14 protein-coding genes are annotated in these 15,040 nt (G+C 49.8%); 8 read left to right on the top strand and 6 right to left on the bottom strand.

The features are described from left to right. The 4 genes from ACYU8Y_RS07295 to ACYU8Y_RS07280 form a co-directional block, all read right to left on the bottom strand. Positions 1-318 carry a circadian clock KaiB family protein gene (locus ACYU8Y_RS07295; RefSeq protein WP_460935706.1) on the bottom strand — a complete coding sequence of 106 codons (318 nt, stop codon included), beginning with the start codon at positions 316-318 and terminating at the stop codon, positions 1-3. Then, a complete protein-coding gene (locus ACYU8Y_RS07290) occupies positions 319-612 on the bottom strand; it encodes a circadian clock KaiB family protein (RefSeq protein WP_460935704.1) in 294 nt (97 codons plus the stop codon). Between the two features lie 24 nt (positions 613-636). Further along, entirely contained in the window at positions 637-2,346 is a 1,710-nt protein-coding gene (gene kaiC, locus ACYU8Y_RS07285) for a circadian clock protein KaiC (RefSeq protein ID WP_460935702.1), read from the bottom strand. Positions 2,347-2,748: 402 nt separating this feature from the next. After that, entirely contained in the window at positions 2,749-3,621 is an 873-nt protein-coding gene (locus tag ACYU8Y_RS07280; protein ID WP_460935700.1) for a 3-keto-disaccharide hydrolase, read from the bottom strand. Between the two features lie 108 nt (positions 3,622-3,729). Between ACYU8Y_RS07280 and ACYU8Y_RS07275 the strand changes: the two genes are divergently transcribed. The 5 genes from ACYU8Y_RS07275 to ACYU8Y_RS07255 all read left to right on the top strand — a co-directional run bounded on the left by ACYU8Y_RS07275 (position 3,730) and on the right by ACYU8Y_RS07255 (position 7,014). Further along, entirely contained in the window at positions 3,730-4,572 is an 843-nt protein-coding gene (locus tag ACYU8Y_RS07275; RefSeq protein ID WP_460935699.1) for an AraC family transcriptional regulator, read from the top strand. Positions 4,573-4,681: 109 nt separating this feature from the next. Then, positions 4,682-5,377, top strand: coding sequence for a porin family protein (locus ACYU8Y_RS07270; RefSeq protein WP_460935697.1), 696 nt, complete (start codon positions 4,682-4,684; stop codon positions 5,375-5,377). A gap of 286 nt (positions 5,378-5,663) precedes the next feature. Beyond that, positions 5,664-6,029 (top strand): DUF7674 family protein, encoded by a 366-nt coding sequence (locus ACYU8Y_RS07265; RefSeq protein ID WP_460935695.1) that lies wholly within the window; start codon positions 5,664-5,666, stop codon positions 6,027-6,029. Between the two features lie 205 nt (positions 6,030-6,234). Continuing rightward, positions 6,235-6,603 carry a DUF7674 family protein gene (locus ACYU8Y_RS07260; RefSeq protein ID WP_460935694.1) on the top strand — a complete coding sequence of 123 codons (369 nt, stop codon included), beginning with the start codon at positions 6,235-6,237 and terminating at the stop codon, positions 6,601-6,603. An 84-nt stretch (positions 6,604-6,687) separates the two neighbouring features. Beyond that, positions 6,688-7,014, top strand: coding sequence for a hypothetical protein (locus ACYU8Y_RS07255; RefSeq protein ID WP_460935692.1), 327 nt, complete (start codon positions 6,688-6,690; stop codon positions 7,012-7,014). Between the two features lie 43 nt (positions 7,015-7,057). On the opposite strand, the gene ACYU8Y_RS07250 is transcribed toward ACYU8Y_RS07255, so the two are convergent. Further along, positions 7,058-8,635 (bottom strand): DHA2 family efflux MFS transporter permease subunit, encoded by a 1,578-nt coding sequence (locus ACYU8Y_RS07250; RefSeq protein ID WP_460935690.1) that lies wholly within the window; start codon positions 8,633-8,635, stop codon positions 7,058-7,060. A 232-nt stretch (positions 8,636-8,867) separates the two neighbouring features. Here ACYU8Y_RS07250 and ACYU8Y_RS07245 point away from each other — a divergent pair, with 232 nt between their 5' ends. Beyond that, positions 8,868-9,485: a YdeI/OmpD-associated family protein gene (locus ACYU8Y_RS07245; protein ID WP_460935689.1), complete on the top strand. Its 618-nt coding sequence runs from the start codon at positions 8,868-8,870 to the stop codon at positions 9,483-9,485. A 7-nt stretch (positions 9,486-9,492) separates the two neighbouring features. On the opposite strand, the gene ACYU8Y_RS07240 is transcribed toward ACYU8Y_RS07245, so the two are convergent. Continuing rightward, entirely contained in the window at positions 9,493-12,513 is a 3,021-nt protein-coding gene (locus ACYU8Y_RS07240) for a sensor histidine kinase (protein ID WP_460935687.1), read from the bottom strand. A 212-nt stretch (positions 12,514-12,725) separates the two neighbouring features. Between ACYU8Y_RS07240 and ACYU8Y_RS07235 the strand changes: the two genes are divergently transcribed. Together ACYU8Y_RS07235 and ACYU8Y_RS07230 are read left to right on the top strand one after the other, a co-directional pair. Continuing rightward, complete coding sequence (locus ACYU8Y_RS07235) at positions 12,726-13,808, top strand: glycoside hydrolase family 5 protein (protein ID WP_460935685.1); 1,083 nt, start codon at positions 12,726-12,728, stop codon at positions 13,806-13,808. Positions 13,809-14,094: 286 nt separating this feature from the next. Then, positions 14,095-15,009: a hypothetical protein gene (locus ACYU8Y_RS07230; protein ID WP_460935683.1), complete on the top strand. Its 915-nt coding sequence runs from the start codon at positions 14,095-14,097 to the stop codon at positions 15,007-15,009. The last annotated feature ends 31 nt before the right edge of the window (positions 15,010-15,040 follow it).

Genomic DNA, 15,040 nt, shown 5'->3' with positions numbered 1-15,040 from the left:
TCAGTGGGTAGGTAGTCCGAGTCCAGTAAGCACTTTCTTGGTGTCCGACATATCGCCCACCAGGCGTCGTTCGGGCAGCGGAAAGCGCTTGATCAGCATAGGCAGCGCAATGAGCTGTTCAGCCTGGGCCCGCGCCTTCTGCTGATAAATATCGACAATATCGAGGGTATACTGACCCGGCAGGTACGTGTCGCAGATCCGTTTGAGGTTACTGATGGCCCGCGTGGAATGCAATGAGGCCCCCGCTACAAACAAATGCAGTACGTAGGGCTTGTCTTCCTCGGGAGCAGCCGGTTCGAATACAGTTGGTTCGTTCATTTACCTGACGACAGGGCGAATGTTTAAGCCAACCAGCACTTTTTCTTCGTTGGATAAATCACCGATAATCTTACGGATTGGCTCGGGGACTTTCTTCACCAACGTGGGTACTGCCAGAATCTGGTCGCCCTCGGCCAGTTGCGGATGCTCCCGCAAATCGATCACTTCGATGGTATACCGGCCACTCAGATGTTCCTCGCAGTATTTTTTAAGGTTCGACAAGGCAGTCTGCGATCGGGTTGTGTTGCCCGCAATGTAAAGTCGCAACTCCCATTTTTCTTCGTTATTTTCCATGAACGGGGGTGGTGTCGTACTAAGCTACTCGTTGTGCCGGTTGTGGATCATTTGCTGCCGGTTCTTGTCGATTATTTCTTTTCTTAGTTCGTCTTCCACATAGGTTTTATTCAATTCGTCCTGTATTGACTCAAATTCTTCTTTCAGGCCGGCTATTTTGGCCTCCAGGACGGCTCGCTTACGCTCAATCTCCCGGTCTTTTCGGCTTAGGGCGTGCTCCCGCAGGACGGTACCGGTTACTTCCTGCAACTGCTGGGCTTCGCGAGCCGAGCCAGTGAGTACACCATCCGGTCCCAGAAACACATCGACCAGTTCTAATCCCTGATTTGATATGACAAACTCACGCACCTGATTGGAATGTTTCATACCCCGTGATTTCATGATGTACAGGCCCCGGTTGCGTTCGCCATTATACTCGATATCTTTCACCAGCAGCCAGGCATCCACCAGGGATGATACGCCCTCATCGGTTTGCTCGTTGACGACATTATTCAGCGTCAGTGCCGTGAAAACGACCGTGATCTGCTTCGCCTGCAAAAAGTCGATGAGCCGGATCAGCATGGATTTCACTTCGCTCACCGAACCGACGGTGATCAGATTGGTGATCGGATCTAGTACAACTAGTGAAGGGTTGAACTGGGTAATTTTTTTATGAATCTCCACCAGATGCATCTCCAATCCATTCAGAGTAGGACGAGCAGCGTGAAATCTGAGCAGGCCCTGATCGACATACATCTGAAGTTTCAGGCCAATGGACTGCATGTTGCGCATGATCTGCTGGGACGATTCTTCGAAGGCAAAGAAAAGGCACCGTTGGCCCCGCTGGCAGGCCGCATCGACAAAAGTGGCGGCTAAACTGGTTTTACCCGTGCCCGCCGTGCCCGACACCAGAATGCTGCTGCCCTGAAAAAAGCCTTTCCCATCCAGCATTTTATCCAGGCCGTCGATGCCTGATAATATGCGTTCGGATGATACCGGATGATCTAAGGTCAGGGCGGTAACCGGCAACACCGAAATACCGGTTTCGTCGATCAGAAATGGGTATTCATTGGTGCCATGCACCGAGCCCCGATACTTAACAATACGTAATAACCGGGTCGAAATCTGGTTATTGATCCGATTGTCGAGCAGAATAACGCAATCCGAAACGTACTCCTCCAATCCGTGTCGGGTTAAGGTGCCACTTCCTTTTTCGCCCGTAATGACAGCCGTTACGTTTTTTTCCTTCAACCAGTCGAAAAGCCGTCTTAACTCGGCCCGTAGGATTCCCTCATTGGTCAGCCCGCCAAACAGATTTTCGATGGTATCCAGGACCACCCGTTTCGCGCCGATCTGGTCGATTGCATAACCTAATCGAATAAACAGGCCTTCCAGATTGTACTCCCCTGTCTCCTCTATTTCACTGCGTTCGATATGGACATAGTCAAGTTTAAGGAGTTTGTCGGCCTGGAGTTTCGCCAAATCAAAGCCCAGCGAAGCAACGTTCAGGGCAATGTCCTGGGCTTTTTCTTCAAACGTCATAAAGACGCCTGGTTCGTCGTAGTCGATGGCTCCACGGACGATGAATTCAATGGCACTCAGCGTTTTACCGCTGCCCGCCCCCCCACAGATTAACGTAGGTCGCCCTTTAGGCAGGCCCCCACCGGTAATTTCGTCCAGCCCCGTAATACCGGTTGGCGTCTTAGGCAATACGGGTAAATTATTCGCAGTTTTGTTAACGGATGGTAAACTCATTATTTATCTAAGGCCATTGGCAAGATCAGTAGGTTGCCAGAAAAAGGATACCTTAGTCTGATCGTTGTCACCCTACGGGTAAATGCCCTTCATACTCTATCTGACCCATAAATGTAAAGAATAATTCTTTACGATTAGTGACAGTAAGTGCAAATGCCCGCCAGACATCATCAAGGCTGCTATTAGTTGCGTTGCGCATGATGGCCTGTTCACTTGACAGCAGGGCCGTGAGCTTTACGACCACTCGAATCCCGATAAAATGCAGCCGGTAGAGGAGAGTATCGGCACATCAAGCCTAATGACGAACTACAGTTTATGAACCTTCACGTTGATTAACTGAACCGATTTGTTCAGCCTTCGGGGTCGATTTGCTCTGTTCGTCATTGTAAACTTAAGCGATGCTCAGCGGAATAGTTTTTCATACGATTTTGGCAGAGAAGCTAAAGGCTTAAGTTTAATGTTTTTGTAAAAAACTTCAGCAGCCTCACTCTGTAATTGTATCTTACCACTGATCATTGGAATCTCTTTACCATTTGTATCCAGATAGCGGGAATTTTGTAATACCATCGCCACATGGCCATTGACAATGTGCAGGCTTTTTCCCTCAAAACAGATAAGCTCCAATGTCGTCCATTCACCCGCAGGACTCTCGAAGTTTGCAGATCGCATGCAATAGGAATCGCTTCCTTTTTTAAAAGCCGCGAACGGTTGTTTTTCATCCGCTACCCGATTCATGACACCCTCCGATTGAAAGGATCGTATATCGATAGCCGAACTGGCCTGACACCAGAAATCGCCCATGTGTCCTTCCATTATCTGAAACTCCTGCGAAAGCATCCAGGAGCGCCAGTATTCAACGCCCGCTTCGCCAATGGAGTGGTAAAGTATGCCGGAATCACGCAGTTTATCTTTTCTGGGTTCATATTTTTTGTCACCCCATTTTACCTGAAGAGAAAGGTGGTAATTTTTATAGGATTGTTTCGTAAAAATGCACCCGTAAGCCTCGCCACTTATCCGTAACACGGGTCCTCCCGGTTCGTTCAGAACGGAAAATACATGGGTATCGTCTTTGTTATAGCCAATGGGTGGAATGGGGTTTCCGGTTGCATCTGTTGGTATTTTTCCAGTATATCCATCTTTGTGACGATAGCTCAGATAGGTTTCCCAATTGGACAGATCTTTATCGAGCAAAAATGTCCACTTCTCCTCATTTGTGAATGAAAAGAGGGTAGTTATCAGGAAAGTAAGGCTAATAAGGAGATAGATACGCTTCATATCAATGATCATCATGTGAATTATCCGACAAATTTAGACACCGCCACCGGCTCCTTTATTGTAAAAATCCATCATTAATTGGTAGTTTTATCGCAAGCTAATTTTGTTATGAAGCGATACATTTTACATGCACCCTTCAATATTTACCATTTTGAAACCGATACATGGCAGCACCCTGTCCATAATCATACCTACTTTGAAATAATTTTTATTCTTAGAGGGCATGGTCAACATAATCTCAATGGGAATACATTTGATTATGCTGCAGGAGACGTTTACCTATTAGGGCCCGAAGATTTTCATAATTTCGACATAAAATCATTAACCGAATTTTGTTTTATTCGCTTTAACGAATCGTTCGTCCAAAGTCACTTGGATGAGGTGGGTAAACGATGGAAACAGATCGTAAATACGTTACTCTTCACCTCCTCGAAAGGGCGCGGCTCGGTAGTTCAGGAAAAACAGGAAAGGCAAAAACTGTTTAAACTTTTAGCCGTGCTGGAGGAAGAGTATGAGAATAGTAAATCAACGTATTTCGAACAGATGCGCGATAGCCTGATGGAAAGTATGATGACGATACTGGTCAGAAATTTATCCGGATTGGAGTCGGAAAAATCGGTGCACTCAAGTAAAGATACCATTGAAACCATTTTATTATTTATAAAGAAAAATATATTCAATCCATCCAAACTCACTATTGAATCGTTAGCGAAAGAATTCAATTTATCCCCATCCTACATTAGCATATTTTTTAAAAATCATATTGGCGAATCACTCAAACAATACATTACAAAATATAAAATTAAACTCATTGAAGCGCGCTTACTATACAGTGAACTTTCATTGAGCGAAATTGCCCATGAATTTAGTTTTTCTGACGAAAGCCACCTGTGCAAACAATTCAAAAAGTACACAGGGATTACGCCGAAAAAATTTAGAAACCGAGCCTAGACAATAAAGAATTTGCAAGAACCCGGTTAGAAAACCGTCGCTTCTTTCCAACGGTTATCCTGGCGTTGTGGTCTAGTCGCAGGAACCATCTAAACTCCTGACAATCCCCATGAAACACCGTTATACGGCAACGCTGGCTAGCCTGCTCGTCCTCTGTGCGCTCGGCTCATCGGCACAATCACTGCAAATTGGTTTAAAGGCCGGTCTCAATGCTTCGTCTCTACAGCTACAGGGCCCATCAATTCCGGCTAATCGCACCAAACTGGGGCTCAACCTGGGAGCTACGGCTACGTACTACCTCCGGTCAAATCTCTTCCTTCAATCGGGCCTTAGCCTAACCAGCAAGGGCATGCATTTAACGGGCAATTCGTCCCTGGGCTTTGGTGACCAACTACTCCTGCCAGGTCGTGAAGCTAGCCTGACCAGCCACCAATGGTACCTGCAAGCCCCTCTTTATCTGGGCTACGCGGTTCCGCTGCGACCCACAACCAAACTGATCTTCAACGCCGGGCCTTACCTGGCGTATGGCCTGTTTGGAAAAACCCAGTTGACCGGCGACATCATTTACGGCGATATGATCGATTACAGTACCTGGAAAGAGCCAACCTTTGGCGAGCGTGGTCTTCAGCGGGTCGATGTGGGGCTAGGTATGGGGGTGGGGCTTGAGATGGGACGGGCAACGATCGGGATTACCTATGAGCTGGGACTACGCGACATAAGCCCTACGCAGGCGATTTACATCCCTTTTTACGCGACCAGCTACAGAAACCGGCTGGTTTCGCTGTCCGTACAACATCGACTCTAAATTAAGTGGGATACACAACAAACAGGAGACGACGTTTCGGATCGTCTCCTGTTAATTACCCATGCTTCGACTAATACCGTTGATGCATTAGCAATGTATCCATTTGACTTCCTTAGTGGGCAAATCACTACCGTTTTGACCGGCCACCCTCCCAAAATGATAGCCGTGTTGTTATTCTCGAAACACCTACCCTAGCCTAATACACTGATTCTTAAAGGTATGTAATACGGCAAAAACTGTGGCACGATAGTATTAGGATTCTCCGGATACCTTATCGCCTACGGTCATGAAAAGTACAATCAGCCAGGACAATCTACTTGATTTGTTAGCCAATCGGATTCCCGAAGCGCAACGCGAATTCTCGCTTTTACCGGATGATATCACGCTGGTCAGTATTCTCAACAAATTATTCGATGTAACAGACTTGCTGATAAGCCAGCACAAGTTTAAAGCCGTAAAACGCTGTTTGCTGGCTGCCGAGGAGTTACTCCTAAACGGCAATCAGGCCATTCGAAATGCCGTACGAAAAATCTATATGTATCGGCTTGCCACTCTCCTGTATCACCGGGATGCCCAATCAGACTTAATTCATTTTCTGTTGCCGCCTACGCTCCGCAGGGAATACGACCAGAATACGTTCCCGGATGAATAAAAACATGGACGATCAACACGCTTGTTGGGACCGATCAGGAGGCTACCCGGTCGAAATGACAAACGACTCGTTCAAAATGGTAGGCTTTTCAAATAAGTTGCCGACTCTTCTTACCCTCAACAGGCTCATCAGCAAGCAATTAAAGAAATTTCGAAAAACGTGGCCGGTAATTGGCATGTCTAAACGAAAACAGAATACCTCAAGTATGGAAACCTCAGTTGATCAACCCAGTCTGCGTCGTTTGTTCGCCGACCGAATTCCCGAAGCCCGCAATGAATTTATGGCTCTCCCCGGCGAGGCCAGCGTTTACACAGCTCTTTACAAACTCTACGAAGTGACGGCTATTCTGGCCCATCAGCATCAGATCAGAGCCGTTAAGCGCTGCCTTGGCCTGGCGGAAGAACTGCTACTGCTCGATGACCGGAAAATAAGCAATGCCGTCTGCTCCATTTATATGTTTCACCTGATCACATTACTCGATAAACGGGATGCCCAGGCCGAGGTTATTCATTACCTGCTCCCGCGCGCGCTACGGGCTGAATATCGTCGCCAGATTTCTACCTGCCTGCCTTAATTCGTAGCAACAACCTAATCGCATAACCCACAAAGGTCTGCTGCAATAGGGCCAGCATTCATTCTGAAACCCAACGGTTATTTTATGCAAACACCCGGTAAAACCTTACAGCTTATCCTCTTCACGGTCGAGGACAAAAAAAGCAGAACGCTTTTGGAGGATTCACTAAGTTTCCAACCTAATTACCAGATCGGGGATGTTATCCATCTCCTTCGACCAGAGAGCTTGGGAACACAGCCAGATGTCGATCATCAATACGTTGTCCGCCAGACCAAACATATCATAACCGGCGCACAGGCCGGTTATGATCACTGTACGTATATCGTCCTGGTAGAAGTCGCCGAACTCGTTGCTTCTCAACAGGAAAAACTGGATCGTCAATCACATTACCTGACTCGAAACGGCACGTAAGCGGTCAGATGGTTCAGCCGTTCGCTACGGATCTTCATCTTGATTAATGCGCTTCCGACATTGCTTTGGCGGCTAAAGCGACCTCTGCAGCCGATTTCTTCTTGGTCCGCAGGAAATAAACCAGCGGGAGAATCAGCAAAAAGAAAATACCCACCAGTCGGAATGTATCCAGGTAGGCGAGCAGATAAGCCTGTCTGTCCACGGCAAGATCCAGAATCTTGTAGGCTCGCAGACTAGCCCCACCCAATACGTTGATTCGCTCGGTGAGCAAGGGGTTGGATGGGTCGAGATTACTGACCAGGTCGTACCGATGCTGGGCATATTCCCGGGTAACGAACGTATTGGCCAAGGCAATGCCAAAAGCCCCGCCCAATTGCCGAATCATGTTGTTGAGCGCGATGGCGGAAGGAAAATCCTGGGGCGGCAATCCCGCAACGGCCTGATTGATAAGCGGTAGCTGCAGCATCGTGACGCCGAAGACACGCATCAGCTGTGCCCAGAAAAAATCCCATTGGTTGGCCTGCCCATTCAAGGTGCCGCTGTAGAAGCCGAACACCACGAACGTACACATGCCAACAATAATAAACGGAAGCGGAGAAGCCCCCACCGAAAGCCGTTTGCCAATCAGAGGAAACAGAGGAATACCCACCAGGGTAGGCCAAAGTAGGGAAATACCGGTCATCGTGGGAGTGAATCCATTGATGCGCTGAACGAGCACCGGATACACAAAAACGGAGGTAAACAGCCCAAGGCCAGCCACAAAACTAAAAATAGTGGTTACGCCCAGCGTTCCCTTGCCCAGTACCCGTAGATTAACCACCGGATGATCCGTAGTCAGTTGCCGCCAGACGAATCCGAGCAGCCCACCAACGGCCGTTATCGTCAACAGCACAATGGCTTTCGATTCAAACCAGTCATCTGACTGCCCTTTTTCGAGCACGTACTGCAAAGAACCTACGCCCACAGCGAGCAGTGCGATTCCCAGGTAATCGATCTTTATCTGGCTCTTGCGCGTTCCTTCACCCGGTTTTTTGGCGATGTATAGGATAGTCAGAATGGTAGCCAGAATCCCAATGGGCACGTTGACGTAGAAAATATACGACCAGTGGTAGTTATCGACAATCACGCCCCCCAGAAAGGGTCCCAGCGTTGGCCCCAGAATGATACCCATGCCAAAAATACCGGAAGCGATCCCACGTTTAGCGGGTGGAAAGGCGTCGAAAATAATGCCCTGCGAAGTAGACAGCAGCGCTCCCCCGCCCATCCCCTGGATAAATCGCCAGAAAACCAGTTCCCACAAACTCGTCGAACTGGCGCAGAAATAGGACGCAACGGTGAAGAGAATAATGGACGCAACGTAATATTTTTTGCGCCCAAAATAATCGGCCAGAAAGCCGGTCATGGGAATGATGATCACGTTGGCGATTGCATACGAAGTAACCACCCAGGCCACATCTTCGATGGTGGCTCCCAGGGCACCGGCAATTTCATTGAGCGCAACATTGACAATCGTGACGTCGATGAGCTCCATGACAGCGGCCGAAATAGCCGTAATGACAATAATAACCCGGATCAAACCGGTAGGGATAGCAGGAGCCGTAGTAGAAATAGCGGGTTGCATAGGCGAATCAGTAGAAATTGATTAGTGATTCAACGAGAGGATAGTCAATTTGGTTTACTATGCAGCATAAAATTAGAAAACCTCGTTGACGACACGGCATGAGCACATTTTTTCTGGCTTCAACACAGCCTACTGACATACTGCTGTCAGTGGCTGCGACGAAATTTGTGGGGTTAGGCATCGACATAACCAGTCCGGAAGCACCAGCATTTAACTAACCTGACGAACGAAAATGGTCGAAAACGAAATCGAGACGGTTTGCCCGGTCAGTCGGCAGCACTGGCGCGAGTGGCTGCAAGCACACCATGATCAACAGCCATCCATTTGGCTCATTTACCACAAGAAAAACTCAGCCAGCCAAGGGATAACCTATAGCGACGCGGTCGATGAAGCCCTTTGCTTTGGGTGGATCGATAGTCAGGCCAAACCAATGGACCACTTTCGTTACCGGCAGTTCTTTAGTCGGCGAAAACCTACGAGCGTCTGGTCGAAAATCAACAAAGAAAAAGTTCAGCAACTCATCGACAGGGGGCTTATGACCCAGGCGGGCCTCAACGCTATTGACATCGCCAAACAGAATGGCTCCTGGACGATTTTAGACGAAGTAGAAGCGCTGCTGATTCCGGCGGACCTTGAGGAAGCTTTTCAGAAAAACACCAAGGCAAAAACCTACTTTTTAACCTTAAGCCGCTCCGACAAACGAGCCATTCTACAGTGGCTTGTGCTGGCCAAACGGTCAGACACCCGGCAAAATCGAATGACCGAACTGATGGGCCAGCTCGACCAACAACTGAAGCCCAGATTCCTTCGACAGAGGAGCAGCACCCAAACGCCCAAAAGCACTGTATAACAGCAGCTTATAGCGAAACCGGAAAACTGAGTTTCAGCGATGTGCCTTGTCCCGCTACCGAGGTGATGGTTAACTCACCATGCAGATTTTTGGCCCGCGTCAGCATATTCCGGACACCGTTCCGTTCCGTTTCCGCATTCAGATCAAAGCCAACACCGTTGTCACGTACCTCCAGGTACAGCCGCTGATGTTCCAGACTGATTTTTAGAGAAGCCTCCGTAGCGTTGGCGTGTTTAACCAGGTTATTGACCGCTTCTTTCGAAATTAGGTATAAGTCCTGCCGCTTTTCCATGGGCAATGTCAGGTTCTGAATCGTATCAGGCACGCTGATCTGATAAGCGATACCCGACGCTTCGAACAGCTCAGCAGCATAGCGGTTCATTCGGGCAATCAGACTGCTTAGCTCGTCATTATTTGGATTGATACTCCAGACAATATCGTCCAGAGAATTGCTGACGTGCCGGGCTTCGGAAACGATCCGCTCAACCATCGAACCCGATGGGTGTTCGGCCGGCAGGTTTTGTTTGACTATGGTTCCCAAGATACCGATACCACTCAGCGACGACCCAATTTCGTCGTGTAAGTCGGCTGAAATTCGGTTGCGAATGTGCAAAACGCGCATCAGTTGATTGATGCGGTACCGGTACAGACCATATAACAGACCGGCCACCAGCAGCACCACCAGGCCCCTGAACCACCAGGTTTCGTAGTAGGCGGGCCTGATTTCAATAGAGAGTAGAAGCGGTTTTTGACTCCAGTTGCCGAATGAGTCGGTGGCATTCAAGTGTAAGGTATACTGGCCAGGGTCCAGATTTGTGTAATAAGCCCGGTGCAGCGCCCCGCTGTACGTCCATCGCTTGTCCAGTCCTTCCAGAAAATAAGCGTACTGCGTATTCGCTAACCGACTGTATCGGAGCGTCGTAAAGTCAACACTGAATGCATTATCCGTTCGGGCTAACTGGATCGGGCGGGCGGGGTCGAACGGACGTTCCTGCTCCTGCACATGGAAGGCGGTAACAACAACCGGTGGTATAACCGTCCGACGATGCAGTTGCGTGACATCGAAATGGTCGATCCCATTTTGCTGACCGATAAACAGCTCAGTTCCCCGATGCACATAAAGCGCGGCCGTCGTTGTGTTATGACTAAGGCCATCATTGGTTGTCAGGCGTAGAAATCGCTTGTTCGTTGGATTGTAACTATGCAGCCCGTCGAAATTACCAATCCAGATCGTACCTTCCTTGTCTTCAGCCAGCCGACGGTTTTCGCGGTCATACAGGCCGTTCCGGGCCGTCAACACGGTGGTTAATCGCCCATCGGGCAGGCTTTCCGTAACACTTCCCCAGCGGGCAGCCCACACATGGCCATTTCTGGCCACCAGAATCGTATTCGTGGCCAAATCATCAAGCAACCGGGTATTCGCCTGACCACCGTCGGCCCACACAAACCGATGACCCGGCTCGGCTACATAGTACAGCCCCCGGTAAGTAGCCAGCCAGATGCGGTCGGTGGTGTCGATGGCCAGCCCCGTCAGAAAATTATTGTTCCGATGCAGTGCCGAACGGACCGAGTCAGACCAGTACGGCAATGGCTTCCCTGTACGTAGAGCAAGTGCATGAAGACCTTCGTCATTATTTCCCACCCATAATCGTTGCTGGTTATCGATCAACCCATGATCGACGAAGGGCACCGAAAACAGGGCTCCTGCCCGTTTCCCGGCCGGAGTGTCTACAAACCGGTTGGCCCTTGTATCGTACACAAGCACGCCGTCGCCCTTATAACTCCATTCCCGCAGGCCTATCCAGAGTTGATTCGCGTTCGTTTGCTGAAACCACATGGCTTCCGACTCGCCGTGTGGAAACCGGATGAGGCTAAACCGATTCGTTGGTCGATGCCATCGAAGAATGCCCGTATGGGATAAGCCCAGCCAAAAAGTCTGACCCGTCGTGTCCTGCCGATCAGCTGCGATCACCTTGACCACCACGGGCTGACGAACCAACGAAGGCGGCAGGGCAACGGTCTGGATCAGGTTGTCCTGGGGATTGTAGCTGAAAACGCCACGTGACGTGCCCACCCATAAAATTCCATTGACCGGATCCCGGTACAAAACATTGGTTTGAAAAGGAGCCGACTGAAGGGTAGTCAATCGAAAAAACTGCCGCTGCTCAGGTCGAAAAACCAGCAGTCCATTCTCGTCGCCAACCCAAAGAACCCGTTGCCCATGCTCATCCTGGCCTTCCTCAACGCAGGTAATGCGGTTGGGTTCATGAGGCACCTTGAAAAACGAAAATTGCTCCGTATTGGGATCGATACGCAGAAGACCATGCCCATAGGCGCCAATCCAGAGGATGCCGTTGGCATCGACGCAGCCCCGGCCGAGGTATAGTTGTTTCTGGCGGGCGGGGTCCGGACAATCGAGCCCCAGGACGCATACAAAGCGATTGGTCCGGCTGTCGAAGCGAAAGATACCATTGTCACTGCCGATGACCCAGAGCCGGTGGTGTTTGTCTTCCAGAAACCCCTTTGCCTTAAGCCCGTGGTATGTCGTTTGCCGAAACGGGTAGAGGGCAACCTGACGGGTACGGAGATTGATGCGTCCCACGCCATTGGCAGTAGCGAACCAGCCGTCGCCAGCGGAACTTTTAAAGAAGTAACCGGTCGTTTTGGGTATTCCGGGAATGGACGTCAGCCGAAATGTATGGGGATCGATGCGGCAGATACCCCGCCTATCGCTGGCGACCCACATCCCATTGGCCGAATCAGCCGCCATGCCGTTGATCAGGTAGGTTTCAGGAAAGAGGAAATTCCGGAATGACTGCCCATCGTAGCGAACCGGGCAACGGCGTGTACCAAACCAGATAAACCCCTGCCTGTCGCGAGCAATGCTGTATACGGTCTGGCTGGGAAACTCGCCTTTATCCAGCAGGCGGTTAAAGACCACGTTCGGCGCCTGGGCATGGAGTAGGCATAACGATTGGGCACATAGCCATACATGTAATAAGGCTATAACCAATAGCTTTCTGCTCATCGTAACGGCTTGATTTAGTAACTCCCGAAAATGCCCCGGTGATGAAGGAACAGAAGTTATTATGACTCATTATCTACCCTGTCGGTCAGCCAGCAACAAAGTCATCAGTGAAACTAAGCAGAATGTCCGTTAAATCAATGGGTGTAAAGGGTTATTGCGGTTCCGCCGTGATCGAATGACTTTTGTAAATAATCACGTTAGCATGAACAGCCATGAAAACCAGAATCATCGAGTTGCTTTTTCTGATAGGTATTCTGCTACAGAACTGCACCAGCACAATGGATGATTCGACCGCTACGATGACAACCTCCACAACTACCGGCCACGCGGGCTTTTACGTAAACGGTCGGTTTCTGTATGATCCCTGCGGCACTAAAATTACGCTGCGGGGGGTAAACAAAATGAACATCTGGACGGATCGTTCGGGGGCTTCCTTCGCTGAAATTGCGAAAACGGGGGCCAACAGCGTTCGCATTGTCTGGAAAGCGCTGGAAGATGACGGGCAGCCTACCAAAGCCGCCGATCTCGATAACCTGATTACGGCCTGCGTAGCGCAGAAGATGATTCCAATCGTTGAAATCCACGATGCCACCGGCGATTGGGGAATGCTGGGGCAGATGGTTAATTTCTGGAAACGAGCCGATATCGTAGCCGTTATCCAAAAACATCAGAAGTACCTGCTGGTCAATATTGCCAATGAGTGTGGCGACGATACGGTGACGGATGCTGATTTTACGCAGGGCTATACCAGCGCTGTCCAACAGCTTCGGCAGGCAGGCATTCACACGCCTTTACTCATTGACGGAGCAGATTATGGCAAAAATCTGGAACAACTGGTCCGTGTAGGGCCGGGCCTGTTTCAGGCCGACCCCGACAAGAATCTGCTCTTTTCCGTGCACACGTACTGGCCCATTGCCCAGGGCGCTACTCCCCAATTTATTAAGGATCAATTTCAGGCCGCCATCAACGCTGGCTTGCCGTTCATCGTGGGTGAGTTTGCCGCGTATGGAGCTTATGCGGGTAACGAAAGTATCTGCGGACCCAAAGGCCAGGTCGATTACCAAACGATACTAACCGAAGCCCAGCGACTGGACATTGGCTGGTTGGTATGGGAATGGGGGCCGGGCAACGCTGGCGGAGGTGACCCGCTTTGTGTGGTCATGGACATGACCACCGATAGCCAGTTTGCGACCTTAAAAGGCTGGGGTAAAGACGTAGCCATTACCCATGTCGCTGGTATTCAGAAAACGTCCGTTCTGTCACCGTTTCTGGTCAATAACCAGCTTTGTAAGTAACACCAGTAGGCGGCATACCGACTGCCCGACACCCTAAAACCACCTCCTATTGAGCACTTTCATATCCTGACTTTATCAGGGTACGGAAATGCTGTTGCCTGTACCGGCACGAACGAACTGTAGCCAACAGCAAGGATCATCAACACAATATACTGATCATCAACACATTACCAAAGGAACATGCTTTTTTTACCGTTCGCTCAGTGGGTGTAAAGGGTTATGGACAGGGCTTTGGCTATTGAAGACCTTTGAGGCAACCAATCAGGATACAATCCCAATAGGTAACATGAAAAATAAACCGCTTTATCTTCTTGTACTCCTTGCCCTGCTGACACGGGTTTCGACAATCCAGGCACAACCGGTGGTTGCATCGAACACGGTACGTTCGGACGGACCGGCTACTATAGAAACCACTCCACATAGCCCAAAAGCTACCGAAAGCTCCTTATATGTCAAGGCTTACGGATTTTATAGCCTCCTGACGCCCGGAACCCAGATCTACTACAACCAATCGCAGAGCCAAGCCAGTTTACCGAACGTTTATCAGCCCATAAAAACACGCCTTGGGCAAGGTCCACGGGCGGGTATTGGCATTGGTCTGATCGCCAGCGATTTCATCAACGTAGGCGTCGACGCTGACATCTTCTTCGGAACTGCTTTGAAGAGCGTTACCGATGTGTATATAGGGAGTGGAAGTAGATTTAGTCGGTTTACGGCGGCTAACACGACGACCCTGAATGTTCTGTCAATTATCCCCAACGTGACCTTTAAAGCCCTCTCGCGGCCAGCCTACTACATCTATAATCGACTCGGTCTGATTGGGGGCGTCGTGCTGAAGTACGAAACAGCGACGAACATCGTAGAAACCCCGCCTACTGGCTTGGGCACAACATCGGCAGTTACCAGCACATACACCAAAAACTCACTGGCGATCGGCTACCAGGCGGCTTTGGGGATTCAGTTTCGGTTGAGCCAGGCCATCCGGGGATTTGCCGAGGTAGTCGCCTACAATCAGTCTTTCAAGCCAAAAGAACTTCAGAGTACGATCAACACGTCTGGTGCCACGGCCAGCCTGCAAAGCTCCACGACGGTCTATAAAAGCCAGGGCGACACCAACAGATCGGACCCATCGGAACAACCGAGCTTCAACGTCGCGCTTAACAGTGTAGGCCTGGGAGCCGGGCTGGTGTTCCGGTTTTAGTCCCGATCGAATCCGTCAGGTCAAGGCAACC

The organism is Spirosoma humi (genome assembly GCF_054776575.1).
This window is presented reverse-complemented; position numbering and strand designations above follow the sequence as displayed.